We start from the raw sequence: 25,801 nt of genomic DNA, 5'->3' as shown, positions 1-25,801 counted from the left end.
GTTGACCTGTGCCGGCTCGGTGGTTGTTGCTGCCTGTGCCGCTAGCCGGTCGGCCTTTCGCGTTCCCCTTTTCTTCGCGCCGACCGGGTGTGTCCCGCCGTATGAGAGATCGTGTCGATCCTCCGGCGAAATGACCGATAGACCTCATCGCGCAGGAGTACGCATGTCGAACCCGAATCCCACCAGGCCGCCCGCCGGGCAGGTCGATGTCCGCGGCCCGCGTTTCGCCGCCTGGATCACCACCGTCGTCCTGGCGCTCGTGCTGATCATCGCCACCTTCTCCGTTCCCGCCGCCGCGGTGCTGCTGGCCGTGCAGGCCGTGGTGTTCGCGCTCGGCGCGGCCTGGGGTCCGCGGCGCAGTCCGTACGGCCGCGTCTACGCCACGCTGGTAGCGCCGCGCGTCGGCCCGCCCGCTGAGCTGGAACCTGTTGCGCCGCTGCGGTTCGCGCAGCTCGTCGGCCTGCTGTTCGCGGTGCTCGGCGTGATCGGATTCGCGGCCGGCAGCCCGGTCGCCGGTGCGATCTTCACCGGTTTCGCCTTGTTCGCGGCCTTCCTCAACGCGGCCTTCGGCATCTGCCTGGGCTGCAAGATCTATCCCCTCGTCGCACGGTTCAAGACCGTGCCGGCCTCCGCCAATTCCAACGCCTGACCCCGGCACCACCTCGAAAGGAACAACATGGCTCGCTCCGATGTCCTGGTCTCCGCAGACTGGGTCGAAGAGAACCTGAACACGCCCGGAGTCGTCCTCGTAGAGGTCGACGAGGACACCTCGGCTTACGACCTGGGCCATATCGAGGGTGCTGTCCGGCTCGATTGGAAGAAGGACCTGCAGGATCAGGTTCGTCGCGACTTCGTCAACCGCGAGCAGTTCTCCGATCTGCTCTCCACCCGCGGCATCGGCAACGATGACACCGTGGTGCTGTACGGCGGCAACAACAACTGGTTCGCGGCCTACGCCTACTGGTACTTCAAGCTGTACGGCCACCAGGACGTGAAGCTGCTCGACGGTGGCCGCAAGAAGTGGGAGCTCGACGGCCGCCCGCTGGTCAAGGATGTCGTGGTCCGCCCGGCCACCGCCTACAAGGCGAGCGAGCAGGATCTGACCATCCGCGCGTTCCGTGACGAGGCCATCAACGCCATCGGCACCAAGAACCTGGTCGACGTGCGCTCCCCGGACGAGTTCTCCGGCAAGATCCTGGCCCCGGCGCACCTGCCGCAGGAGCAGTCGCAGCGTCCCGGCCACATCCCGACCGCCATCAACGTGCCGTGGTCCAAGGCCGCGAACGAGGACGGCACCTTCAAGTCCGATGCGGACCTGGCTGCCCTGTACAAGGAAGCGGGCCTGGACGGCGAGAAGGAGACCATCGCCTACTGCCGTATCGGCGAGCGTTCCTCGCACACCTGGTTCGTGCTGCAGGAGCTGCTGGGCCACAAGAACGTCAAGAACTACGACGGGAGCTGGACCGAGTACGGCTCCCTCGTCGGTGCACCGATCGAGTTGGGAGCGTAATAAATATGTGTGCAGCACCTACCCAGGGTCAGGCCATTCCGGCCGGCGTCGACGTCGAGAAGGAGACGGTCATCACCGGCCGCGTCCTGACCGCTGACGGCCAGACCGTCGGTGGCGCGTTCGTCCGCCTGCTGGACGGCAACGGCGATTTCACCGCCGAGGTCGTGGCGTCGGGCACCGGCGACTTCCGCTTCTTCGCGGCGCCGGGCTCGTGGACCATTCGCGCGCTGTCCTCGTCGGGCAACGGCACCGCCGAGCTCGCGCCGGAGGGCAACGGCATCCACAATCTGGATGTCGTCGTCGCCAAGTAACTGTCCCGCCTCCCCGGAACTTTTAGCCGGACTCAGGTGCCACAACAGTCGCGTTGGCCGCTGACGGCAACGTAGCTGGTGGGGTTAGCCGGTACCCGGTGAGTTACCCGTAGCTCGCGAGATCACGAGTTACGTTGGGCGGGAAGTCCAAACACTCGAAAACGGCCCCGGGATTCAATACCCGGGGCCGTTTTCGCGTCTCCGACACGGTGCGATTAGAATCCGATTCGTGGTGCTTACCTTCGAGATTCTGCTGGTTCTCGTCTCCGTGCTGATCGCCTGGTTCGGTCTGTACGTTCTCTACCGGCTGTTCACCGAGTCGTGAGCGAATCGGCGAGCGAGAACGTCGAACATACGGATGACGCGGCGACACGGGACGCTTCGGCGAGCCGTGACGATGCCGCGCGCGATGAGCTCGCCGCTCGCCGCAGTGGTGACCAGGCCGTGGCCGAGGCCGCCGAGCGCGCCAAGGTGACGGCCGCCGCCAATATCCCCTCGCTCCCCGACCTTCCGCTACCCATCGACACCGCGAATCTGCGTCAGGGTCCGGACCTGAGCTCCTCCATGCTCGCGCTGCTGCCCCTGGTGGGCGTGTGGCGCGGTGAGGGTGAGGGTAACGATCCCGAGACCGGCGATTACCGCTTCGGTCAGCAGATCATCGTGTCGCACGACGGTGGCGACTATCTCACCTGGGAAGCGCGTTCCTGGGTCATCGACACCGAGGGCAATTACGCGGGCCCGGATCTGCGCGAGAGCGGTTTCTGGCGGGTTGGCATCGACGGTGACGACGAGGTGCTGGAGCTGCTGCTCACGCACGCGTCCGGAATCGTCGAGCTGTTCTACGGCCAGGCCCTGACCCAGTCGTCCTGGGAGCTCGCCACGGATGTGGTCATTCGCAGCCAGTCCGGCATTGTCGTGGGTGGGGCCAAGCGCCTCTACGGCATTGTCGAGGGCGGCGACCTGGGTTACGTCGAGGAACGCATCGGCCCGGACGGTGCACTGGAGCCGCGCTTGTCTGCGCGCCTGAAGCGCTACATCGGCTGATCCGCCACTTCGATTGATCCACAGCCACTTTCGGCTGTTTCTCCCTGAAACAAGGAACGACCCCCGAGTCTTATCGCGGATGCAACTCACGCGATTCCGATCGGACCAGACCGGAGACTCGGGGGCCGGGTGACTGCCTGGGATTCGCTCAGCGCTCGCGCTACGAGAATCCGTTGCAGCGGTGGCCCTTAGCGGACAGCCACCTCACGCGTCCTCGAACTAATCATTATTCGAACCACCTCCTTCCTTGTGTACAGACGAAACTAGTCGTCTGCGGGATCGGCGGCAACGTATTTTCTCGGTCCGCGAAATACCAGGTCAATGCTGGTTTGCGGGAATAAAACGGTCGATGGCGACGGTGCCGTTCGCGGCGACCCGGACGAGGGTGTCGGCGTGGTGCTGCGGGGGAAGCTGGTGTGTGACAACCACAACGGTCCGGCCGGGGTCCACCAGGTCGCTGGAGACGTCGAGCAGGCGGCGCAGCAGATCCGCGCCCGCTTCGGCTTCCAGGTGTTCGGTGGGCTCGTCCAGCAGCAGCACGCGGGCCGGCGAGAGCAGGGCCCGCGCGAGCAGGAGCCGGCGGCGCTGACCGCCGGAAACCGCGGCCGCGCCGCCGACCAAGTCGGTGTCGACGCCGCCCGGAAGCGAGTCCAGCCAGTCACCGGCTCCGACTGCGCGCAGGGCGTTTTCGGCCTCCGGCGCGGTGATGTCGCCGCGTGCGACCCGCAGGTTTTCCAGGACCGTGGTGCCGAAGAGGTGGGCGTCCTCGGCGAAGAAGGTGATGCCGGGGCGGGGGGTGTCGAACAGACCGGCCCAGGACATGAGCAGGGTGGTCTTGCCCGCGCCGCTGGGGCCGGTGACGGCAATGCGGCGGCCCTGCGGGAGCGGCGGGAGATCGAGTGCGGGATCGGCGGATTCGGACTGTTCGAGGCGGGCCAGGCGGTGCAGGGCGGCGCGGCCGGTGGTGAGGGCCTGCGCGGCGGCCGGGAGCACCGCGACCGCTTCGAAGGCGGACAGCGGGACCAGCACCAGGACCGCGAAGGCCATCGGCGTGATGCCGCCGGGCGATACCGTCTGGAAGCCCTTGAAGGCGAGGCCGGAACCGTTGCCGTACAGCGCGATTCCGATCAGCAGTGACCCCAGCACGCTCGCGCCGATGGCGAGCGGCAGCACCGCAGCCGACCAGGCGCTGCGGGCGGCGGCCCGGTCCTCGGCGGCGACGGCGCGCTGCCCGGCCCGCTCTGCCGTCGCGATCGTCTCGGAAAGGCGTCCGGCGACCCGTAATTCGGGAGCGTGGTCGAGCACGGTCAATGCCTCGGCCGTGAATTCGGTGCGGTCGGCGCGCACGGCCACCTCGGCCTCGCTCGCGGCCCACGCCGACATCCAGGGCGCGATGATCCCGGAAACCGCCAGCGCCGCAGCGAGAATGACGGCGGCGGGCACCGAGATGCTCGCCAGCAGCCCAACCGCGAGCACCGAAATCACCAGCGCCACCACAATGGGAACAAACGCCCGCACCACCACGGCGCCGAGATCATCGATATCGGCGCCGACCCGGCCCAGCAGCTCACCCCTCCGCAGTTGCGTCGGATCACCCTGCCGCACAATGCCTTCAGCCTGCGAATCGCTTCCGGCGCTCGATGCCGCGGCGTTCGACGCCGCGCCCTCGCCGGTCCGCCGCGGCCGCCAGATATCCGCCGCGGCAAGCGTGCCGTAGGTCGTGGTGCGCGCCAGACTCATCGACCGCAGCGCCACATCATGCGTGGCCAGCCGCTCCAGATACCGGCACAGCCCACGCGAAATCCCCAGCGCCCGCACCGTCACCACCGCAATGCTCAAATCGAGCACCGGCGGCATCTCCCAGGCTCGCGCAATCAACCACGCCGCCAGCGCGGCCAGCCCGAGCCCACTCCCGAGCGCCGCCACCCCCCAGGCCACCGACAAAGCCATCCGCCCCCGCGACAATTCGAGCAGCCCCCGAATCCGCCGGAAATCCGCCAGGACCCCACTCATCGCACACCCACTTCAGAGTTATCCACAGACGTCCCCAGGTCGCTCGCGCCGGGCGGTCCTGCCGCCGGGCGAGTCGTGTGCGGCACGCTCAGCACACAATCAGCGGCGGCCGGCACATCCAGTTCGCCGGGCGTCGCGGATTCCCCGCGAGCTGCGGGGTGCACACCCGCGGCTGTGTCCACCGCTGCAGGTTCTGGAGCGCCGCCATCACCGCCGGCTTCGTCGCCGGGTACGCCTGCGTCGTTCGGATGCATGGCGGCGCTGACAAGCGACTTCTGCAAGAGGGCAGCAGGCTCCGATTGTGCTGCGGCGGACGTGGCGTGGACGGGGACAAGGTGGTCTGCGATGGCGAGGATGGCGGGGCGGTGGCCGACTATCACTACGGTGGCGCCGGCTCGGGCTCGGGCGATCAGTGCCTGTAGGACGCTCGCTTCGGCGGTGGGGTCGAGGTGGGCGGTGGGTTCGTCGAGGAGGAGGACGGCGCGGTCGGCGGCGAGGGTGCGGGTGAGGGCCAGGCGCTGGCGCTGGCCGAGGGAGAGGCCGATGCCGCCGGTGCCGACCAGGGTGTTCCAGCCGTCGGGCATTTCCGCCAGGACGGTGTCGAATCCGGTTGCGCGGCAGGCTTCGTCGAGTTGGGCGGGGTCGGCGGGCGGGCCGAGGAGTTCGAGATTGGCGCGGAGGGTGCCGGGGACCAGCACGGGGCGCTGCGGCAGCCAGGCCAGGCGGGACCACCACTGCTCGGGGTCCAGGTCTGGGACGGGAGTGGCGTCCACCAGGACTTCGCCCGCATCGGGGGTGATGAGACCCAGGATCGCCTGCAGCGCGGTGGATTTACCGCTGCCGTTCGGGCCGGTGAGCACGGTGACCGCGCCGGGGCGCAGCACCGCGGAGAGTGAATCGGGTGCGGCGCCCTCGCGGGCCGCGACGGACAGGTTCCGAATCTCGATGCGGCCGTGGAATTCCCGGTCGGGGCGCATACCGGCCTTCGGGCGATCCGCGGTGGCGTTCGTCTCGGCCTGTGGGTCGAGCACCGCGAAAGCCTTTTCGGCGGCCGCCATTCCGTCCTGAGCCGCGTGGAAGCGCTCCCCCACCGCACGCAGCGGCAGATACACCTCGGGGGCGAGGATGAGTGCCAGCAACCCGGCGTGCAGCCCCATATCGCCGTACACCAGGCGCAGGCCGATGGAGACCGCGACCAGGGCCACGGACAGTGTGGCCAGGGCCTCCAGCACCATCGAGGACAGGAATGCCATGCGCAGTGCGGCCATGGTGCGCCGATGCAGGTCATCGCCGAGGTCGCGAACACGGTGCCGCATGGTGGTGCGGGCGGCGTGCTCGTCCGCCGGATCGGCGTGGCCGCTCTCGCGGCCCAGCGCCCGCAGGGTCGGCATGCCTGCGAACAGATCCAGCAGTTGATCCGACAGCCGGGTGGTGGCCGCCAGGGTCTCCTCGGCCCGCCCCTGCGTGAGCAGCCCGATGAGGATCATGAAGACCGGAATCAGCGGCAGGGTGATCACGATGATCAGCCCGGAGACCCAGTCGTGAACGGCGATGACCGCCAGCACGATCGGCGGCACCAGCACCGAAAGCAGCAGTGCGGGCAGGTATCCGGCGAGATAGGCGCGCAGCCCGTTCAGCCCGGAGCCGACCACGACGGCCAATTCCGTACGGCGCCGCTCCAATTCGCGGGGCGGCAGCCCCGCCCCGGCGCGCAGGACTGCGGTCTCCAGCTCGGCAACCACCTTCGCCCCGGCCCGGTGCGCGAGCCGGGACTGCCACCAGGTGGCGGTGACCCGGCACAGCACCGCGATGGCGAAGATCACCAGTTCGACTGTCCACGAACCGATATGGCGCCGGGACGGATCGGTGACGACTCCGGCGAGGACCCGCGCCAGAGCCAGGGCCGCGATCACGATGCAGCTCGTGATCACCAGCGACAGGCCGACGCTCAGCGTGAGATATGTGCGTGCCGAGCGAGCGTACCGCCACAGGCGCGGGTCTACCGGTCGTGCCATCTCTTCGGTTCCGTACTGTCGGATTCGGTGTCGAAATAACTGCGAGCCGAAACAACCGCGGCCGAACTAGCCGCGCGGTGCTCCCATCGGCAGTCCGATCGGCGCCGGAATCTGCTCGATGGTGAGGCGCTGCCGGAAGACCCAGTACGACCAGGCCTGATAGACCAGCACCACCGGAACCATCGCCACCGCCACCCAGCTCATGACGACCAGCGTGTAGTGCGTGGAGGACGCCGAGATGGTGCCGCCGCGACCGTCCACACTGAGGCTGAAGGCCGAATCGATGGTGGAGGGCAGCACATTCGGGAAGAGCGACCCGAACAGCAGCACCGTGGCCCCGATGATGGTGAGCGCGGTGCCGGCGAAGGCCCAGCCGTCGCGGCCCTGGGTCGCGGCGAATCCCGCGACCAGCAGCCCGATCACGGCCATTACCAAGGGAATCCAGGTCCAGCCCTTGCCGTAGGCGAGCTGGGTCCAGATGCCGAAGGCCGCCACCACCACGGCGGTGGGCACGAACAGCTTGCGCACCAGCGCCTGTGCCTCGTCGCGCACCTCGTTACCGGTCTTCAGCACGATGAACAGCGCACCGTGCAGCAGGAACAGCAGCAGCGTGGTGAGCCCGCCGAGCAGCGCGTACGGGTTCAGCAGGTCGAGCAGATTGCCGCCGATCTGCCTGTGCTCGTTGAGCTTTACGCCGCGCACGATATTGGCGAAGGCCAATCCCCAAGCAAGGGCGGGGATCCAGGAGCCGAGCCCGATGCCGATATCGCAGCCGAGCCGCCAGCGGTCGTCGTCGATCTTGCTGCGCCATTCGATGGCGCAGGCGCGGGCGATCAAGCCGACCAGGATCAGCAGCAGTGCCAGATAGAACCCGGAGAACAGGCTGGCGTACCACTCGGGGAAGGCCGCGAACAGCGCGCCGCCGGCGGTGAGCAGCCACACCTCATTGCCGTCCCATACGGGACCGATGGTGTTGAGCACCACGCGCTTTCGCACTTCGGAACCCCGGCCCAGGATCGGCATGAGCATGCCGACCCCGTAGTCGAAGCCCTCCAGCACGAAGTAGCCGGTGAACAGCACCGTGATCAGTAGAAACCAGAATTCGGGGAGACTCATCCTGGGCTCCTAGTAGGCGAAGGAAAGCTTGTCGACGTTGTCCCCGGTCATGCGCGGGGTGTCCGGGGCCGGCTGTTCCGGGCCCTCGATCACATAGCGGCGCATGAGGTAGAACCAGGCGACCGCGAGCAGACCGTAGAGCAGCGTGAAGACGACCAGCGAGGTGACGATGGTGCCCGCTGTCACGCCGGAGACGCCCTGCTGCACCGTCAGTCGGATGTGCGGGTCACCGGTCGGATTGGGTGCGACCACCCAGGGCTGGCGGCCCATCTCGGTGAAGATCCAGCCGGAGATATTGCCGAAGAACGGCGTCAGGATGCAGAGCAGCGACAGCCAGGAGAACCACCGTTGATTCGGCACCCGGCCGCCCCTGGTGACCCAGAATCCGACCAGCGCCAACAGGAGTGAGCCGGCCATGAGGCCGATCATCGCGCGGAAGGTCCAGTAGGTGACGAACAGGTTGGGCCGATAGTCGCCGACGCCGTACTTCTCGTTGTACGACAGTTGCAGATCCTTCACGCCGTCGAGCGTCACGCCGGTGAATTTGCCCTCGGCCAGCCACGGCAGCGCGTACGGCACCTCGATGAGGTGGGTGACGCTGTCGCAGTTGTTGTGGGTGCCGATGGTGAGGACCGAGAAGTCCGGATCGGTTTCGGTGTGGCACAGCGATTCCGCCGACGCCATCTTCATGGGCTGCTGTTTGAACATGAGCTTGCCCTGGACGTCGCCGGTGAAAACCAGTGCGACAGCGGCGACCAGGACGACGTACAGGCCGAGCCGGGCGGCCGGGCGCCACATGGTGCGGGCCTCTTCGGTCGGCGCGAGATTGCCGGTGGTCTCCACCTGGCGGGCCTTGCGGACCATCCACCAGCCCGCGACACCGGCCACGAAGGTGCCCGCGGTGAGGAAGGCTCCGGCGATCACGTGCGGGAAGGCGGCGACCGTGGTGTTGTTGCCGAGCACCGCCCAGATGTCGTGCAGCTCAGCGCGTCCGGTCTTCGGGTTGTATTCCGCACCGACCGGGTGCTGCATGAACGAATTGGCCGCGACGATGAAGTACGCCGAGCCATTGGTGCCGATGGCGACCAGCCAGATGCAGGCCAGGTGCACCTTTTTCGACAGCCGGGTCCAGCCGAAGATCCACAGGCCGAGGAAGGTCGACTCCATGAAGAACGCGACCAGCGCCTCCATCGCGAGCGGTGCGCCGAACACATCACCGACGAAGCGAGAGTATTCGCTCCAGCTCATACCGAACTGGAATTCCTGCACGATGCCGGTGGCGACGCCGAGCGCGAAATTGATCAGGAACAGCTTCCCGAAGAACTTGGTGAGGCGGTACCAGTGTTCTTTGCCCGTAATCACCCATGCGGTCTGCATGCCCGCGACCAAGGGTGCGAGACCGATGGTGAGCGGCACGAAGATGAAGTGATAGACGGTGGTGATTCCGAACTGCCAGCGCGCTAGATCCACGACGCTCATCCGACCTCCAGCCGATCTACGACATGACGTAGTACATGACAGTACGCCCTACGGACTTCAGATCAACATGTGCCGCGCCACAGTACGCCACAAATTAGCTGGAATGTGATACCGCGCTCTCTGCGCGCCCGGACACCGCCCTCCGACATGGCGATGACCGGGTTCGAACACCGAGGAATACGGACTACCAGTCGGCGGCGCTGCCGGGCAGCGCGATGCCGCGATCCACCAGCGCCGCGATCTCGGGGGCATTCTCCGGAGCCGACAAGCGCAGTCCGTCCAGCGATTTCACCCGGGCCGCCAGGGTCACGCTCGACAGCATCCAGACACTGTCCGCGGTGATCAGATCGGCGGTGAACAGCGGCTCGTAGCGGCAGTCCCAGCCCGCCTTCTCGGCCTGCACATAGAGTGCGCGCTGTGTGGTGCCGGGCAGGACGCCATTGCGGGCGGGCGGGGTGACCAGCTGATTACCGCGCGCCACAACCACTGTCGAGCGTGGACCCTCCAGCACCCGGTTCTCGGTGCTGGTGAAGATCACATCGTCGGCGTTCATGCGCTGGGCGAAGCGCAGCGCCGCCATATTCGTTGCGTACGAGAGGGTTTTGGCGCCGAGCAACTGCCAGGGCGCGGCCTGCGCGAGATCGATGGAGATGCCGCGCGAGAGGGTGATGACCGAAACGCCTTCGGCGCGAGCGGTTTCGACACGCGCGTGCACCGGGACGACCAAAACGTAACCGGTAGTGGCGGGTTCGGAGCCGGAAAGACCGCCGCCAGCATTAGCTGATGAGTTGCTACTTGCTTTCGCGTGATCGCTGTCACGCCCGCGGGTGAGCACCATCCGCAGTAATCCCTCACGCTCGGCGCCCCACTCCTCGGCCGCCAGTTCCACCGCGAACCGCCATGCCTCGAGATCCGGCGCGGGCAGTTCCAAGGCCTCCGCCGAGCGGCGTAGTCGGGCCAGGTGCAACTCCAGTGCACAGGGCGTACCACCCCGGACCAGGACAGTCTCGAAAATGCCGTCACCACGCAGTGCGCCGATATCGTCCGCATAAAGAAGCGGCGCGTCCGGATCCCGGATCGCGCCGTCGATAGTCACCAAAACCCGTTCCACCATGCAGGCGAGCCTAGGACAGACGCCACAATATCGAGCGATATCCGGCCACCCGGTCCCGCCAACCCGGCAATACAGATCACCCCCGGCACCCCGCGCGACCGGGCAATTCACCCGGGAATTCCGGGCCCGGCCAGGTCCGGGAAATGAATGGAACCGCGGCCCGGGGCACGGCGAACCCGCGACGCCGCAGGCGGCGGAAATCAGACACCGCTAGGGTGGGGTGGTGTCCTTCGAGGTAGCACCCAGTCCGATTCTGCAGGTTCCAGGGGCTGTCGCGGGGCCGCCCGAGTCACCGGATGCGGCGGTCGCGTGGCATTACGGGGATCCACTGGGTGAACAGCGCGCCGCGGTTCAGCGCGCGGCAGTGGTGGACAGATCGCATCGATTCGTCATCAGCATCACCGGTAAAGAGCGCCTGACCTGGCTGCACACCATCTCCAGTCAGGCCGTGGCCGATCTGCGGGACGGACAGTCCGCCGAGAATCTGGACCTGGATCTGAACGGCCGGGTGCTGCACCACTTCGTGCTCACCGAGCTGGACGGCACGGTGTGGATCGATACCGAGGCCGAGCGCGGGCCGGATCTGCTGAGCTTCCTGCAGAAGATGGTCTTCTGGGCGGACGCCAAACCCGAAGCCGCTCCCGACCACGCGCTGCTGACCCTGCTGGGTCCGCGCGTGACCGCTGAAACCCTGGGCGTCCCAAGCCTTCCCGAGGTCTATCAGGCGGCGGCGCTGCCCGGCGGCGGTTTCGTCCGCCGGATGCCCTGGCCCACCACCGATTCCTTCGACCTGCTCGTCCCCCGCGCCCAGCTGGTCAGCTGGTGGACGCGGCTGCGCGACGCCGGGGTGGAGGCCGCCGGCAGCTGGACCTTCGAGGCGCTGCGGGTGGCGGCGCTGCGCCCGCGCATCGGCATCGACACCGATGACCGCACCATTCCGCACGAGGCGAACTGGGTCGGCGGCATAGACGAGCACGGAGCCGTGCACCTGAACAAGGGCTGCTACCGCGGTCAGGAGACGGTGGCCCGCGTCCACAATCTCGGCAAGCCCCCGCGAAATCTGGTGCTGCTGCACCTGGACGGCTCCGCCGACTCCCGCCCGGCACCCGGTGACGCGGTGACGGCCGGCGGTCGCGCCGTGGGCGTGCTGGGCACCGTGATCGACCACTACGAACTCGGCCCGATCGCGCTGGCGCTGGTCAAACGCAATGTCCCCGCGGACACCCCGCTCGAGGCGGGCCCGTGCGCGGCCTCGATCGATCCGGATTCCGTTCCCGCGCACGATGAACCGCAGGCCGGCCGGCTCGCCGTCGAAAGGCTGCGCGGCCGATGAACGCACTCGCCGGCCGAGTGCTCGCCGTGTGTGTGGTGCACGAGGAACTCGAGGACGCCGGGCGAGTGGGTCGCACCGCCATCGACAAACGTCCGGTGCCGCACCGGGTTCCGGTGCGGGCGCTGGGTCTCGAGGGTGATCACGTCTGCGATACCGAGCATCACGGCGGCGTCCACCAGGCCGTCTACGCCTATGCCGAGGAGGACGCGCAGCGCTGGGCGGCCGAATTGGACCGCGAGCTCGCGGTCGGCTGGTTCGGCGAAAACCTGCGCATCAGCGGCATTCCGGTGAGTGATGCGGTGCTCGGCAGTCGCTGGGCCATCGGCGACACCGTGCTGGAGGCGTCCGCACCGCGCGTGCCGTGCGCCACCTTCCAGCGCTGGACCGGTGAGCAGCAGTGGGTGAAAAGGTTCACCGCACAGGCGAATACGGGCGCCTATTTCCGGGTACTGACGGAGGGCACCATCGGCGCGGGCGACGAGGTGCGGCTGGTGCATCTGCCCGCGCACGGCGTCACCGTGCGCGAACTGTTCGTCGGCGCCGATATGGCACGCCTGGATCTGCTGCTGGAGACCGAGCCGACCATCTCCGACGACGTGCGCATGCAGATCGACCGGCATCGCCGCCGCCACGAGAACGCGGAACGCGCGGCGGTGACTCGGGCACAACAGGACCGCACCCGGTCGCAGGAAGGAGCGGACGCATGAGCACAGATCTGGTCGAGGTGGTGCGCTCCGGTTTCCGGGAGTGCGTGCATCGCGGTTCCGCGATCGTGCTGCGCCCCGGCGGTGAGCCGCTGGTCTCGGCCGGCGAGGTGCACCTGCCGATCTTCCCGCGCTCCACCAATAAGCCGCTGCAGGCGCTCACCCTGCTGCGCAATGGTTTCGAGCCGTTCGACGAGGCCGAACTTGCCATCACGACCGCCTCGCATTTCGGCGAGGCCGATCACGTGGAGCTGGTGCAGCGGCTGCTGGACCGCTTCGGTTTCACCGAGGATCAGCTGGAGTGCCCGCCCGATCTGCCGTTCGAGGACCAGGCGCGCGCGCAGGTCCTCGCGGGCTCGGACCGCGGTAAGGCCGCCCGCCGGATCTTCATGAACTGCTCCGGCAAGCATGCCGCCATGCTCGCCACCTGCAAGATCAACGATTGGCCGACCACCGGCTACCTGGATATCGGGCATCCGCTGCAGCAGGCGGTGCTGCAGACGATCACCGAGGTCACCGGTGAGCCGGAGACCGATCTCGGCATCGACGGCTGCGGCCTGCCGATCGTCCCGGTCTCCCTGGTGAATCTGGCCCGCGCCTACGCCACTCTCGCGACGGCGCCCGAAGGTAGTCCGGAACGCCGGATCGCGGACGCGATTCGCGCGTATCCGCGAGTGATTTCCGGCACGGACGGGCCGGATTTCCGGGTGATGACGGCGACGCCCGGACTGGTCTGCAAGATCGGCGCGGACGGCGTGCACGCGGGTGCGCTGCCCGACGGCAGCGCCTTCGCCTACAAAATCGATGACGGCGCGGATCGCGCCCGGCTGCCGCTGACCCTCGCGCTCTTGCAGCGTATGGGTATCGAATGGTCCGGCGAGCACGCGGAACTGGCGGCGCCGGCGGTGCTCGGGGGTGGCGCACGGGTGGGCATCATCCGGGCTGTTCCGGGGGTGCTGTAGCTCCGCCCGTCTCGTTCACAACCCGGTCCCACGCGGCCCCGGGCCGCCCTTCGCGACGGCGCCGGGAGGCACTTCCATGGTTTCTGCCCCACTCCTGGAAGCGAGACCGCCTGACACACGCTAAAGTGTCTGTCAGGAAGATTATTAATTCGAACGGGGCCGCCAAACCACCCCAGGCCGCCCCGCAGTGACGCGAGGGGGTCAGCCATGGGCCGTGGCCGGGCTAAGGCAAAGCAGACCAAGGTGGCGCGCGAGCTCAAGTACAGCTCAGCGCCCACCGACTTCAAGAACCTTCAGCGCGAGCTGTCGGGGAGTGAGCTGTCGGGGAGTCCCTCCGACTTGCCGCGAAGCGGTGTGCTTTCCGACGAGCACGACGCGAAGGACTCGCAGTCGAGCTGGGACGAAGACGACTACGACGACTGGCGCCGCTGACTCGGATTGATCGACGTACCAAGGGGAGGCCATAGTGGTCTCCCTCTTCGGCACTGCGATGTCACCGAGGCTCCGACGGTATATCTGAAGGATTGCTGATCAAAGCGTCCCGTCCGCATGGACGGGACGTCGATGTGTGTTCTGTACTCGCACACCGGAATTGCGCGCTCTCGGCATTCCGGCCTCGGCGGTCCCGAAAGTGGCGGGGCTGCAATGACATCGGGCATTCCAGACATAAAGCTCGGCCCCGGTCACTCCTACGAGTGACCGGGGCCGTTGCTGTCGGTTCGTCAGAAGCGCGGGTGATCGCCCAGCAGCACGGCGCGCGGGGCGTCGGCGTCCTTGGCCTTCTTCACCGTGCCCAGCGTCCAGCAGTCGATATGGCGGGCGGTGAGCACCGCGAGCGCGCGATCGGCATCCTCGGGCGCCACGATGGCGACCATACCGACGCCCATATTGAAGGTCTTCTCCATCTCGTCGCGCTCCACGCGGCCGCGCTGCGCGATCAGCTTGAAGACCGGAGCCGGGCTCCAGGTGCCGCGGTCCAGCTCGGCCACCAGGCCGGCCGGGAGCACGCGGGCCAGGTTGTTGGCCAGGCCGCCGCCGGTGACGTGCGAGAAGGTCCGCACATCGGTCTCGGCGATCAGGGCCAGGCAGTCCTTGGCGTAGATCTTGGTCGGCTCGAGCAGCTCCTCGCCGAGGGTGCGCCCGAACTCCTCGACATGCCCGGACAGCTGCATGCGGTCGATATCCAGCAGCACCTTGCGGGCCAGGCTGTAGCCATTGGAGTGCAGGCCCGACGAACCCATGCCGATGATGACGTCGCCGGGGCGCACGCGGTCGGGACCGAGGACCGCATCGGCTTCCACCACGCCGACGCCGGTGCCGGAGATGTCGTAATCGTCGGCGCCCATCAGGCCCGGGTGCTCCGCGGTCTCACCACCGAGCAGGGCGCAGCCGGCCAGGATGCAGCCTTCGGCAATGCCGGAGACGATCTGGGCGACGCGCTCCGGGACGACCTTGCCGACGGCGATGTAGTCCTGCAGGAACAGCGGTTCCGCGCCACACACCACCAGATCGTCGACGACCATGGCGACCAGATCCAGGCCGACGGTGTCGTGCTTGTCCATGGCCTGGGCGATCGCGATCTTGGTGCCGACGCCGTCGGTGGAGGCAGCCAGCAGCGGCTCCTTGTATCCACCCTTCAGCGCGAACAGTCCGGCGAAACCGCCGAGTCCACCCTGAACCTCGGGCCGGCTGGCCTTCTTGGCCAGCGGTGCGAACAGTGCTACTGCGCGGTCGCCGGCTTCGATATCCACTCCGGCCGCCGCGTAGGAAGCACCGGCGCCACTGGGTGTCTGTTCAGTCATTGTCGGGGAGAGCTCCAAGCCGAATCGGGGTGGATAGATGCACGTTGAGCCTAGCTGACCCGCTCCCCAGCCTCGCCGGGTACTTGGCGCACCGCCACCATTACGAGATCAGCTGTCGTCTTTCCTCACGACGGCGGCGCTGTTCCACCGGGTCCGGGACGGGGACCGCGGCGACCAGACGGCGGGTGTAGTCGTGGGCGGGGTGGCGGAGGATTTGGTCGCGATTGCCCTGTTCGACGATCTCGCCGTGGTTGAGGACGGCTATGCGGTCGGCCAGTTGGTCTACGACGGCTAGGTCGTGGCTGATGAAGAGGCAGGCCCAGCCGTGTTCGCGCTGGAGGTCGGCGAACAGGGCCAGGACGGTGGCTTGGACGGAGACGTCGAGGGCGCTGGTGGGTTCGTCGGCGATGAGCAGGTCGGGGTTGAGGACCAGGGCCCGGGCGAGGCTGACGCGCTGGCGCTGGCCGCCGGACAATTCGTGCGGGTAGCGCTGTGCGGTGTCGGCGGGGAGTTGCACGTCGTCGAGAAGTTGGCGGACCCGGTCGCGCAGGGCCGCGCCCTTGGCGGCGCGATGCACGATCAGGGGTTCGGCCACACAGTCGCCGACGGTGAGGCGGGGGTTCAGAGACGTTGCCGGGTCTTGGAAGACGAATCCCAATCTGCGGCGCAGGGGTCGGAGGCGGCGCTCCGACAGTCCGGTCAGTTCGGAACCGAGAACGCGCACCGATCCGGCCGAGGCGCGCTGCAGTCCGGCGACGCAGCGGCCGATAGTCGATTTGCCGGAACCGGATTCGCCGACCAGGCCGAGGGTTTCGCCCGGGGCGAGGGTGAGGCTCACGCCGCGCACCGCCTGAAATGCGGGCCGCCCCAGGCCACTCGGGAATTCGACACGCAGATCGCGGATCTCGAGAACGGCCTCCGTCGCGGAGTCGGTTGCCGCGTCGTCGATCGCGTCCGGCCGGGTCGATGCCCCGAGGTGCGGGACGGCCGCGAGCAGCGCCCGGGTGTATTCGTGCGCGGGATGCGCGAAAAGGTCGTCCACCGTGGCTGTTTCGACAACACGCCCGGCGCGCATGACGACTACGCAATCGGCGAGGTCGGCGACGACGCCCATATTGTGGGTGATGAGGACGATGGCGCTGCCGATGCGATCGCGCAGATCCCGCAGCAGTTCCAGGATTTCGGCCTGCACCGTCACATCGAGGGCGGTGGTCGGCTCATCGGCGATGATCACCTTGGGTTCGCAGGCGATGGCGATGGCGATCATGACGCGCTGCTTCTGCCCGCCGGAGAGTTGATGCGGGTAGTAGTCGACGCGTCGTTCCGGATCGGGCAGGCCGACCAGGCGGAGCAGATCGGTGGCGCGGGTGCGGGCGGCGATCCGGGTCATGCGCCGGTGCGCGCGAAGGGCTTCCATGATCTGGTAGCCGACGGTGAAGAGGGCGTCCAGGGCCGAGCCCGGTTCCTGGAAGATCATCGCGATATCGCCGCCGCGCACCGCGGTGAGCTGCCGTTCGGTCATGGCGGTGATCTCGGCGCTGCCGAGGGTGACGTGCCCCCGCACCCGCGCGGAGGCGGGCAGCAGGCCCATGGCGGTGCGGGAGCTCACCGATTTGCCGGAGCCGGATTCGCCGACCACGGCGAGCACCTCGCCCGGGAACACCTCGTAGGAGACCTCGCTGACCGCGAACACGGGTCCGGCATCGGTGGCGAAGGTGACCGACAGGGCATCGACAGACAGTGCGGGCCCGCCTGTTTCGCGGTTCTCGGCTTCACCCGGCATCAGTCGCCTCCTCGGTGTCAGATGCGATATCGGTGCCGGCGTCCGCCGCGATATCGCCGGCCTCCACGCCGCGCCGGGTGCGCAGCAGCGGGTTGAATACTTCATTGAGGCTCTCCCCCACCAGGGTCATGCCCAGCACCACGGTGACAATGGCCGCGCCCGGGAAGACGCCGGTCCACCAGATGCCGTCGGGCACATCGGAAAGCGCCTTGTTGAGATCGAAACCCCACTCCGCCGCCTGGGTCGGTTCGATGCCGAAGCCGAGGAAGCCGAGTCCGGCCAGGGTGAGAATGGCCTCCGCGCCATTGAGCGTGATGATCACCGGCAGCGACTGCGTGACATTGGCGAGGATGTGCCGGAACAGGATTCGCGTGGTGGATGCCCCGCTGACCCGCGCCGCGTCCACGTACGGTTCGTTCTTCACCGCCACCGTCGCATTGCGCACCACCCGGAAGTACTGCGGAATGAAGATGACGGTGATGGCCACCGCCGCGGACAGCACGCCGCCGAGCTTGCTGGAGCTGCCGCCCGACACCACGATGGACACCACGATGGCCAGCAGCAGTGTCGGGAAGCCGTACATGGCGTCCATGAACAGCACCAGCACCCGGTCCAGCCAGCGCCCGGCATATCCGGACACCAAACCCAGTGGGACACCGGTCAACAGCGACAGCAGCAGCGATACCGCGATCACGTAGAGCGCGGTGCGGGCGCCGAAGACCACGCGGGAGAACACATCCTCGCCGCGCACCGAGGTGCCGAACCAGTGCTGCGCCGACGGCGCCTGCTGCCGGACGAAATCCACGCCGTCGGCATGGTTCTGGGCGAATCCGTACGGCGCGATGAGCGGTGCGAATACCGCGCAGATCAGGAATACCGCGATCAGGAAGAGCCCGAAAAGCAGTGTGACCCGCTGCAATCCGTGTGTCATGGCCAGTAGCCGCACCCCCGGCAGGCCGCGCCGCTTGCCCCTCACTGCGAGCGGCGCGACTGCCGGTTCGGTCACTACTTCAGGTGCTGTCATCAGAACCTCACCCTCGGGTCGATCAAGGCGATGATCACGTCGATGACGAAGCTCATGACCGCGACCACCAGTGCTATGAATGCGACAATCCCCTGCACCGCAATGAAATCGCGGGCCGTGAGCAGCTCGGTGAGCTGATACCCGAGCCCCTTCCATTCGAAGGTCCGCTCGGTGAGCACCGCACCGCCGAGCATGGTGGCGATGTACATGCCCATGACGGTGACAATGGGAATCAGCGCATTGCGGAAGGCATGTCGCCGCGTCACCACCCGGCCGGACAGGCCGCGGGCGCGGGCGGCGTCCACATAGTCGCTGCGCAGGGTCTGGATCAGGTTGATCCGCACCAGCCGCAGAAAGACGCCCGCTGTGAGCAGTCCGAGCGAAAAAGCCGGGAGCACGGTGTGTTTCAGCACATCGCCGAGATATCCCATGTCCCCGTACAGGATTGCGTCGACGAACAGGATATTCGTCTTCGGCGAGACGTGCTGCAGCGCGAGTTCCACATTGGTGCTGGCCCGCCCGGACACCGGCAGCCAGCCCAGTTTCACCGAGAACAGCAGTTTCAGCAGCAATCCCACGAAGAACACCGGTGCGGCGTAGGCCAGGATGGCGAACAGCCGCAGCCCCGCGTCGGCGGCGGTATCACGGTGGGTGGCCGCGTACCGGCCCAGCGGCACGCCGATGGCGAAGGCCACCAGCAGCGCCCAGAACACCAGCTCCAGGGTGGCGGCCCCGTAGGTGGTGATGATGTCGCTGACGGCCCGATTGTCCTGGGAGCGGCCGAAATCCCCGCGCGCCAGGCCCGAGATGTAATCCCAGTACTGGCTCAGGATCGGCCGGTCCAGGCCCGCATCGTGTTTACGCTGGGCGAGCTGGTCGGGTGGCAGCCGACCGCCCAGCGCCGCCGTGATCGGATCGCCCACCACCCGCATCAGGAAGAACACGACGGTCACCAGAATCCAGGCGGTGGGCACGATCAGCAGCAATCGCACCCCGAGGTAGCGCAGCAGGCGCGCGGAGATCACTTGCTCAGCACACCGAAGCGGAACTTGGAGGATGGGTCGAGCGTCTTGTCCACCCCCTGCACACTCTTGCCCGCGACCGCGATCTGATTACCGGTGAGCAGCGGCACGATGGGCATGAAGTCGGCCATCAGATCGTGCTGGATGGTAGCGAGCACCGCCGCCCGCTTGGCCGGATCGGCCTCGGTCACTTCGGCTTTCAGCGCATCGGTGATCTTGGGATCGGTGAAGTGGTTCTGCAGGAAGTTGTCCGCGGTGAAGAACGGGGTCAGGTAGTCATCGGCGTCCGGGAAGTCCGGGAACCAGCCGAACTGGAAGATCGGGTACCCGTCGGTGGAGCGCGCCTTCTGGTACGAAACCCATTCGGTGGATTGCAGATTCACCTTGAACAGCCCGGTCGACTCCAGCTGGCTCTTGATGGCCGCGTATTCCTCGGAGCTGGTGGAGCCGTAATGGTCGGTGTTGTACTGGATGTTCAGCGTCACCGGCGTGGCCACTCCGGCATCGGCCAGGAGTTTGGTGGCAGCATCCTTGTTCGGCTTGGCGCCGTAGATATCCTTGAATGCCTCGGTCGCACCCGGAAGCCCCTGCGGCACCGGTGAATACAGCGGCGTCCAGGTGCCCTTGAAGACATCGGCGGACAGCGCGTCGCGGTCGACGGACGTGGCGACGGCCTTGCGCACGGCCAGCTTCTGCGCGGGAGTGCCGCCGGGCTGGGTATTGAGATTGAACACGATGTACCGGGTGTCGCCGCCGGGCGACTGATGCACCGTCACCTTGTCGCTGTTGCGCAGGGAATCGATATCGGTGGGCGTGAGCGTATGCCAGGCCACATCCACATTGCCCTGCTGCACATCGAGTTTCAGATTGGCGGCCTCGGCGTAGTACTTCACCGTCACGGTATCGGTCTTCGGCTTGCCGAACAGCCCGTTGTAATCCGGATTGGACTGGTAGGAGACCAGCTTGTTCTTGTCGTAGCTGGCGATGGTGTACGGACCGGAAAAGGGTTTGGCCTTCACGATGTCCTCGTCGGCGAGCACCTTGTCGGCGGGGAAGACCTTCTCGTCGACGATGGCCGCGGCCTGCGTCGGCAGAATCGCCGGGAAGGTCTGATCATTGGCGTTCTTCAGCGTGAAGGCGACGGTCTTGTCGTCCGGGGCGTCGGTGTGGTCCAGGCCGACCAGCAGCGCGGAGGGGCCCTGCGGGTTCTTGATGCCCACCATCCGGTCGAAGGAGAACTTCACGCTCTTGGCGGTGAGCGCATCGCCATTGGCGAACTTCAGCCCCGGCTTGAGCGTGCAGGTGTAGACGGTCGGTGTGGTGAATTCGCATTTGTCGGCCGCGTCGGGTTTCGGCGCCGCTTCTCCCGCAGGGAAATTCAGCAGGAACTGGTACACCTGGGTCTCGGCCAGCAGTGACCCGTTGTCATAGGCCATGGCCGGGTCCAGCGAGGTGACCTTATCGGTGGTGCCGACCACCAGGCCCGCTCCCCCGCCACCGCCGTCCCCGGTCTTTCCCGACCCGCAGCCGGCGATGGCCAGCACCGTGAGTCCCGCAACCCCTACTGCCGCAACTCTTTTCCCGCGCATACTGCCCCACTCTCGAAACGCGCGACGCACGGGCCGGGTCGCGGCCCCGCCGCATCGCGGTGGACTTCGTTTGGCTGGGCACAGTATCGGCTGGTTATAACCGCTGTGTTGCGTTTCCGGACAAACCGATCATTTTTATGTCACGTGCGCGACGACGCCCATGGCGCAACTACGCCAAGGGATTTCGGCACACCCATGACTACCTGCGGTGATGCCTACGACCTCGAAATGATCCACACAGGCCCCGAAAACGACTCGTGCCCGCCCGCAGGATGCGGACGGGCACGGATCGGGACAGTTCTACGGGCGGCTGAGTGCGCTCGCATTCGCATTGTCGGCCAACAGGTCCGACTCCTTGGCGCCGCTGAGGACGCTTTCCAGCACGTTCTTGCCCAGCGCCATCTCGGTCGGCAGCGCGATCGGGTACTCACCGTCGAAGCAGGCGCAGCACAGTCGTGACCGCGGCTGTTCGGTGGCGGCGACCATGCTCTCCAGCGAGATGTAGCCGAGGGTGTCGGCGCCGATGGAGCGGCGCACACCCTCCACCATATCGGCGATGCTGGTGCCCTCGATGCCGTCCGGCCCGGCCCCGTTGGCGACCAACTCCGCACGCGAGGCGAAGTCGATGCCGTAGAAGCACGGCCACTTGACCGGCGGCGAGGCGATGCGGACGTGGATCTCCAGCGCGCCCGCCTCCCGCAGCATCCGGATCAGCGCGCGCTGGGTATTGCCGCGCACGATGGAATCGTCCACCACGATGAGCCGCTTACCGCGGATCACCTCGCGCAGCGGATTCAGCTTGAGCCGGATACCGAGCTGGCGAATGGTCTGGCTGGGCTGGATGAAGGTGCGGCCCACATAGGCGTTCTTCATCAGGCCCTGCCCGTACGGCACACCCGAACCCTGGGCGTAACCGACGGCGGCCGGGGTGCCCGATTCGGGGACCGGGATGACCAGATCGCCTTCGACGGGATGTTCGATGGCCAGGCGGCGGCCGATATCCACACGCGTGGCATGCACGGAACGACCGGAAATGGTGCTGTCCGGGCGGGCCAGGTACACGAATTCGAAGACGCAGCCCTTGGGCGTCGGATTGGCGAAGCGCAGCGAACGCACCCCGTCGGCGTCGATCGCCAGCAGTTCGCCGGGCTCGATCTCCCGGACGAAGGAGGCGCCGACGATATCGAGCGCCGCGGTTTCACTGGCGACCACCCAGCCACGATCCAGGCGGCCGAGGCAGAGCGGGCGCACACCGTGCGGATCACGCGCGGCATAGAGGGTGTGCTCATCCATGAAGGTGAGGCAGAAGGCGCCCTCGAGCGTGGGTAGTAGCTCCATCGCGGCCTGCTCGATGGTCTTGTCCGCGGCGGCGTGCGCGAGCAGCGCGGTGATCACATCCGAATCGGAGGTGGCCGCGATCGGACCGGCGAGCCGGCCACTGATCAGACCGAGTTCCCGTGCACGCGAACCCAATTCGGCGGTATTGACGAGATTTCCATTGTGGCCCAGCGCAATTCCGGTACCCACCGTGGTGGTGCGGAAGATGGGCTGGGCGTTCTCCCAGCTCGTGGAGCCGGTGGTGGAATAACGACAATGCCCGACCGCGACGTGGCCGGGCATTGCAGCGAGAGTCTGTTCATCGAAGACCTGGCTCACCAGGCCCAGATCCTTGAATACCAGCACCTGGGAACCGTCGGAGACGGCGATACCGGCTGCCTCCTGGCCGCGATGCTGCAGCGCATAGAGTCCGTAGTAAGTGAGCTTGGCCACATCCTCGCCCGGAGCCCAGACACCGAAAACTCCACACTCTTCGCGGGGTTCGTTTTCGGGCTGATCGGGGGTGGTGGCAGCGGGGGGCAGGGTCACCGTGTTTGCTCCCTGTTCGACGGGCGGGGGGCAAGGCCCATAGTACTGGTAACCGGCGCGCAACCCACCGCTGGGATAACCCTGATGGCAGGGGATTTGCTGTTAGCGTTCCTCCGTGGCGAGCACCGGCACTTCGGAATCGAGTACGACCCCCCGGCGTCTGACCCCTTTCAGGTGGGCATTCCCGATTGTGGTGGTCACGCTGCTGGCCTCGCTGCTGGGTGTGATGTATCTCGATTACATCGTCGATCCCGAGAAGAACCTGCACGATTTCCCGATCGCACTGGTGAATCAGGACGTCGGCGACGATCTGAGCACGGGCGGTCCGGCCAAGCACGTCAACTTCGGTGATCAGGTCACCGACGGCCTGCGCAAGGCGGTGCCCGCGGACAAGATCGATCTGCGGGTGCTCGGCATCAACGAGGCACAGCTGCAGATGCAGTCGGCACAGGTGTACGGCACCATCATCATTCCGAGCGACTTCTCCAAGCGGCTCGGCATTCTCGGGGTGGGCAGCGTTGTCCCCGGGGACATCACGCGCCCGGTGATCACCCTGCAGACCAATCCGCGCACCGGCGCCTTCGGCACCACCATCGTGCAGAAGTTCGGCGCGCAAGCGCTCACGCAGGTGAACGCGCAGGTCGGGCAGCAGCTGACCGATCAGGTGAAGACGACGCTGACGCCCGCGCCGGGCGGTCCGCCCGCGCCGCAGCTGACGGCGGCCACGATGATCACGCTGGCGCAGCCGCTGAATATCGTGGTCGACCAATTCCGGCCGCTGCCAGGCGGTTCCGGTGAAGGTCTGACCGCGTTCTTCTACAGCCTGCTCCTGCTGCTGGCCGGCATGGTCGGCGCGATGATCATCCATCAGCTCATCGATTCGGCCCTCGGCTTCATTCCGACGGAATGGGGTCCGTGGTACGTGCACAATTCGCGCGCACCGATTTCCCGGACGCGCACGCTGCTGTTGAAGTGGTCGGCGGTGGTGGTGATGGCGGTCGCGGTATCGGCCGCGCTGCTCGGCATCGGGTCCGCACTGGGCATGCCGATCGATCGGCCGCTGCTGCTTTTCCTCTACGGCGCGTTCGTGATCACCGCGGTCGGGGTCACCTGCACCTCGGTGCTCGCGGCGGTGGGCACCGCCGGCCTGATCATCAATCTGATCATCTTCATCATTCTGGGGCTGCCCTCCTCGGGCGGCACGGTGCCGATCGAGGCGACGCCGAAGTACTTCGGCTGGCTGGCGAGTTTCGAACCCATGCACCAGGTGTTCCTGGGGACGCGGTCGATTCTGTATTTCTACGGCGGCGGCACGGCCGGACTGTCGCGCGGCCTGTGGATGTCCACGCTCGGCCTGGCGATCGGTCTCGTGCTGGGCCTGGTGATCACCCGCTTCTACGACCGCAGGGGTTTGGATCGCAAGCCGGCCGGCGCTGTCGCATAGGCCGTCAGAATTGGGCGATGGGCAACCACCGCGCCACATCGGCGGCCCGCGAACCGGATGCGGTGAGCGCACCCGATTCGACCGCGGCGTCGAAATCCAGCAGTCCGGTCGCGAGCAGCAGCCAAGTGCGCGGATCGGTTTCGACGACATTCGGCGGTGTGCCCCGGGTATGCCGCAATCCCTCGATGCACTGCACCGCGACGAAGGGCGGCACCCGCACCTCGACGGCCCCGCCCGGTGCGTCGGCGGCCAGCGATCGGGCGGTGCCGCGCACGGCCGCGGCCAGCTCGGCCCGCGCGGGGGCCGGCGTGGTCTCGTCGCGCAGCCACTCCCGCACCGCGAGCAGCGCCGCGCGCACTGCCGCCGGATCCACCGCACCTCGTCCTGCCATGCCGGTGAGGCTACCGCCGAGGTCCGTCACCTGGCCCGCGCCGGTGCCCGGTACCTTGGCGATCGTGTGTGCGCCCGGCCGTCCCGGATCGGGTCCGCCGTGCCGGCGCCACGAACAGCATGGTCGGTCGACTACTTCGAGCGGGGAATGATGGTGTGATGGAGCAGCTTCCGCTGATCGCGGCCACCGACTCCGAGGCACCGCGACGCCATCGCGGACTGATCCTCGCGTGCTGGTCGGTCTCCATGGTGCTGTGGCTGATCGCGCTCGTGATCTACCCCACGGTCACCTCGGATCTGCGGACGCCCAGCACGCGAGTGATGCTGGGCGCGGCCCTCGTACTCTGCCTGGCCAATGCCGCACTGCTCTACACGCGGCCGCTGCCGATTCCGGTGTTCCTGCTCGCCGGGCTGGGCGGGATCGGCGCGAGCGCCGCCAGCATGAAGGTGGCGACCCAGCATCGCTGCTGCGATGTGGTGTGGCGGACCATGCGCGGTTTTCCGTACCCGTTCCGCGAGAACATCCGGCGGTCCTGGGACCCGAGCCGGCTGACCACCAAATTCGAACCGGTGGGCACCGTGCTCAATGTGATCGTGTGGGCGTATCTGCTACTGCTGCTCGCGGTCGTGCTCCGGCCGGTGGTGGCGTGGCTGTGGCAACGCGGCGGGCGGCCACTGGCGTCAGGGCTCCGCCGGCATTCAACGCTAGGTGCAGCAGAGCCGGGGCGGTAGCGCTGGCGGTGCGGCGGTAGAGCCGGTCCAGCACCAGGCCCGCCAGGGTCGTGACGGCGACCGTTCCGGGAACGGGGTCACCGGCGGCGCGGGCGGGCCGGATATGCGAGAGGCCGAATGTCAGTGCGCCCAGCAGGGTTCCGCGATTGCCGAAGGTTTCCTCGAGCAGCGGGGTGAGGGTGGCGCGGTAGACGAGCTCTTCGCTCAGGACGGTGCCGACGGGGATGTGCACACCCGCCCACTCCGCTGTGGAGACCTCGGGGCCACGGTCGGCGAGTTCGGCGAAGTGCCGCCGGATGGCCGGAACGGCAAGTGCCGCAACGTAACCTGAGAGCACCACACCGGCGGCGGCCGCCCCGATGCGGCGGCCGTGGGATGAGGTCCAATTCGGATTGCCCTGGAACACAAGGGCATAGCCGGTCGCGAAGGCGGTGTTCGCAGCGGTGCGGCCGCGAATGCCCAGGCGCAGCGCGGGCAGCGCGCGATTGCTCCACAGCAGCGGAAGTGCCACTGCGGCTGCGGCTTTCGAGATCACGGTGGCGCGCACG

21 protein-coding genes and 1 pseudogene are annotated in these 25,801 nt (G+C 67.3%); 9 read left to right on the top strand and 13 right to left on the bottom strand.

Annotation, left to right across the window (positions count from 1 at the left end):
- Nucleotides 1-163 precede the first annotated feature (163 nt).
- The 4 genes from ABZX86_RS15935 to ABZX86_RS15920 all read left to right on the top strand — a co-directional run bounded on the left by ABZX86_RS15935 (nucleotide 164) and on the right by ABZX86_RS15920 (nucleotide 2,865).
- On the top strand, nucleotides 164-649 hold the full coding sequence (locus ABZX86_RS15935; protein WP_355124078.1) for a DUF4395 domain-containing protein: 486 nt from the start codon (nucleotides 164-166) through the stop codon (nucleotides 647-649).
- Nucleotides 650-676: 27 nt separating this feature from the next.
- The gene (locus tag ABZX86_RS15930) at nucleotides 677-1,510 is read left to right on the top strand and encodes a sulfurtransferase (RefSeq protein WP_327143499.1); all 834 of its coding nucleotides are present in this window, start codon (nucleotides 677-679) and stop codon (nucleotides 1,508-1,510) included.
- A gap of 5 nt (nucleotides 1,511-1,515) precedes the next feature.
- Nucleotides 1,516-1,821: a DUF1416 domain-containing protein gene (locus tag ABZX86_RS15925; protein ID WP_355124076.1), complete on the top strand. Its 306-nt coding sequence runs from the start codon at nucleotides 1,516-1,518 to the stop codon at nucleotides 1,819-1,821.
- Between the two features lie 444 nt (nucleotides 1,822-2,265).
- Entirely contained in the window at nucleotides 2,266-2,865 is a 600-nt protein-coding gene (locus ABZX86_RS15920; RefSeq protein WP_355124846.1) for an FABP family protein, read from the top strand.
- A gap of 318 nt (nucleotides 2,866-3,183) precedes the next feature.
- On the opposite strand, the gene ABZX86_RS15915 is transcribed toward ABZX86_RS15920, so the two are convergent.
- From ABZX86_RS15915 to ABZX86_RS15895, 5 genes and pseudogenes are all read right to left on the bottom strand, one after another.
- The gene (locus tag ABZX86_RS15915) at nucleotides 3,184-4,878 is read right to left on the bottom strand and encodes an ATP-binding cassette domain-containing protein (RefSeq protein WP_355124074.1); all 1,695 of its coding nucleotides are present in this window, start codon (nucleotides 4,876-4,878) and stop codon (nucleotides 3,184-3,186) included.
- Nucleotides 4,879-5,186: 308 nt separating this feature from the next.
- Nucleotides 5,187-6,893 (bottom strand): annotated as a pseudogene (cydD, locus tag ABZX86_RS15910) (thiol reductant ABC exporter subunit CydD); the annotation flags it as partial.
- A gap of 66 nt (nucleotides 6,894-6,959) precedes the next feature.
- Nucleotides 6,960-8,009: a cytochrome d ubiquinol oxidase subunit II gene (gene cydB, locus ABZX86_RS15905; protein ID WP_355124072.1), complete on the bottom strand. Its 1,050-nt coding sequence runs from the start codon at nucleotides 8,007-8,009 to the stop codon at nucleotides 6,960-6,962.
- Nucleotides 8,010-8,018: 9 nt separating this feature from the next.
- Nucleotides 8,019-9,488, bottom strand: a complete 1,470-nt coding sequence (locus ABZX86_RS15900; protein ID WP_355124070.1) for a cytochrome ubiquinol oxidase subunit I — start codon at nucleotides 9,486-9,488, stop codon at nucleotides 8,019-8,021.
- Between the two features lie 184 nt (nucleotides 9,489-9,672).
- Entirely contained in the window at nucleotides 9,673-10,602 is a 930-nt protein-coding gene (locus tag ABZX86_RS15895; RefSeq protein ID WP_355124068.1) for an aminodeoxychorismate lyase, read from the bottom strand.
- A gap of 220 nt (nucleotides 10,603-10,822) precedes the next feature.
- On the opposite strand from ABZX86_RS15895, the gene ABZX86_RS15890 reads away from it, so the two are divergent.
- From ABZX86_RS15890 to ABZX86_RS15875, 4 genes are all read left to right on the top strand, one after another.
- Nucleotides 10,823-11,935 carry a folate-binding protein gene (locus ABZX86_RS15890; RefSeq protein WP_355124066.1) on the top strand — a complete coding sequence of 371 codons (1,113 nt, stop codon included), beginning with the start codon at nucleotides 10,823-10,825 and terminating at the stop codon, nucleotides 11,933-11,935.
- Nucleotides 11,932-12,642 carry an MOSC domain-containing protein gene (locus ABZX86_RS15885; protein WP_355124064.1) on the top strand — a complete coding sequence of 237 codons (711 nt, stop codon included), beginning with the start codon at nucleotides 11,932-11,934 and terminating at the stop codon, nucleotides 12,640-12,642. The genes ABZX86_RS15890 and ABZX86_RS15885 overlap by 4 nt, the downstream gene beginning before the upstream one ends.
- Nucleotides 12,639-13,601, top strand: coding sequence for an asparaginase (locus ABZX86_RS15880; protein ID WP_355124062.1), 963 nt, complete (start codon nucleotides 12,639-12,641; stop codon nucleotides 13,599-13,601). Before ABZX86_RS15885 ends, ABZX86_RS15880 begins: the two co-directional genes overlap by 4 nt.
- Nucleotides 13,602-13,808: 207 nt before the next feature.
- A complete protein-coding gene (locus ABZX86_RS15875; protein ID WP_327143491.1) occupies nucleotides 13,809-14,033 on the top strand; it encodes a DUF3073 domain-containing protein in 225 nt (74 codons plus the stop codon).
- 290 nt (nucleotides 14,034-14,323) lie between these two features.
- Here ABZX86_RS15875 and purM read toward each other — a convergent pair whose 3' ends face one another.
- The 6 genes from purM to purF form a co-directional block, all read right to left on the bottom strand.
- Nucleotides 14,324-15,403, bottom strand: coding sequence for a phosphoribosylformylglycinamidine cyclo-ligase (gene purM / locus ABZX86_RS15870; protein WP_327143490.1), 1,080 nt, complete (start codon nucleotides 15,401-15,403; stop codon nucleotides 14,324-14,326).
- 100 nt (nucleotides 15,404-15,503) lie between these two features.
- The gene (locus ABZX86_RS15865; RefSeq protein WP_355124059.1) at nucleotides 15,504-17,186 is read right to left on the bottom strand and encodes an ABC transporter ATP-binding protein; all 1,683 of its coding nucleotides are present in this window, start codon (nucleotides 17,184-17,186) and stop codon (nucleotides 15,504-15,506) included.
- Entirely contained in the window at nucleotides 17,176-18,210 is a 1,035-nt protein-coding gene (locus ABZX86_RS15860; protein WP_355124057.1) for an ABC transporter permease, read from the bottom strand. Before ABZX86_RS15860 ends, ABZX86_RS15865 begins: the two co-directional genes overlap by 11 nt.
- Nucleotides 18,210-19,232: an ABC transporter permease gene (locus tag ABZX86_RS15855; RefSeq protein WP_355124844.1), complete on the bottom strand. Its 1,023-nt coding sequence runs from the start codon at nucleotides 19,230-19,232 to the stop codon at nucleotides 18,210-18,212. The genes ABZX86_RS15860 and ABZX86_RS15855 overlap by 1 nt, the downstream gene beginning before the upstream one ends.
- Nucleotides 19,232-20,821: an ABC transporter substrate-binding protein gene (locus ABZX86_RS15850; RefSeq protein ID WP_355124055.1), complete on the bottom strand. Its 1,590-nt coding sequence runs from the start codon at nucleotides 20,819-20,821 to the stop codon at nucleotides 19,232-19,234. The genes ABZX86_RS15855 and ABZX86_RS15850 overlap by 1 nt, the downstream gene beginning before the upstream one ends.
- Before the next feature lie 300 nt (nucleotides 20,822-21,121).
- On the bottom strand, nucleotides 21,122-22,687 hold the full coding sequence (gene purF / locus ABZX86_RS15845) for an amidophosphoribosyltransferase (protein ID WP_327143486.1): 1,566 nt from the start codon (nucleotides 22,685-22,687) through the stop codon (nucleotides 21,122-21,124).
- 190 nt (nucleotides 22,688-22,877) lie between these two features.
- Here purF and ABZX86_RS15840 point away from each other — a divergent pair, with 190 nt between their 5' ends.
- Nucleotides 22,878-24,131, top strand: coding sequence for an ABC transporter permease (locus tag ABZX86_RS15840; RefSeq protein WP_355124053.1), 1,254 nt, complete (start codon nucleotides 22,878-22,880; stop codon nucleotides 24,129-24,131).
- Between the two features lie 4 nt (nucleotides 24,132-24,135).
- Here ABZX86_RS15840 and ABZX86_RS15835 read toward each other — a convergent pair whose 3' ends face one another.
- On the bottom strand, nucleotides 24,136-24,522 hold the full coding sequence (locus ABZX86_RS15835; RefSeq protein ID WP_355124051.1) for a sterol carrier family protein: 387 nt from the start codon (nucleotides 24,520-24,522) through the stop codon (nucleotides 24,136-24,138).
- 582 nt (nucleotides 24,523-25,104) lie between these two features.
- Nucleotides 25,105-25,800, bottom strand: coding sequence for a CPBP family intramembrane glutamic endopeptidase (locus tag ABZX86_RS15830; RefSeq protein WP_355124049.1), 696 nt, complete (start codon nucleotides 25,798-25,800; stop codon nucleotides 25,105-25,107).
- Between the last annotated feature and the right edge of the window lies 1 nt (nucleotide 25,801).

This window comes from Nocardia sp. NPDC006630, assembly GCF_040611495.1.
In the GTDB taxonomy this organism is placed as follows: domain Bacteria; phylum Actinomycetota; class Actinomycetes; order Mycobacteriales; family Mycobacteriaceae; genus Nocardia.
The sequence above is the reverse complement of the archived record's forward strand: the minus strand, read 5'-3'. Positions and strand labels throughout refer to the sequence as shown.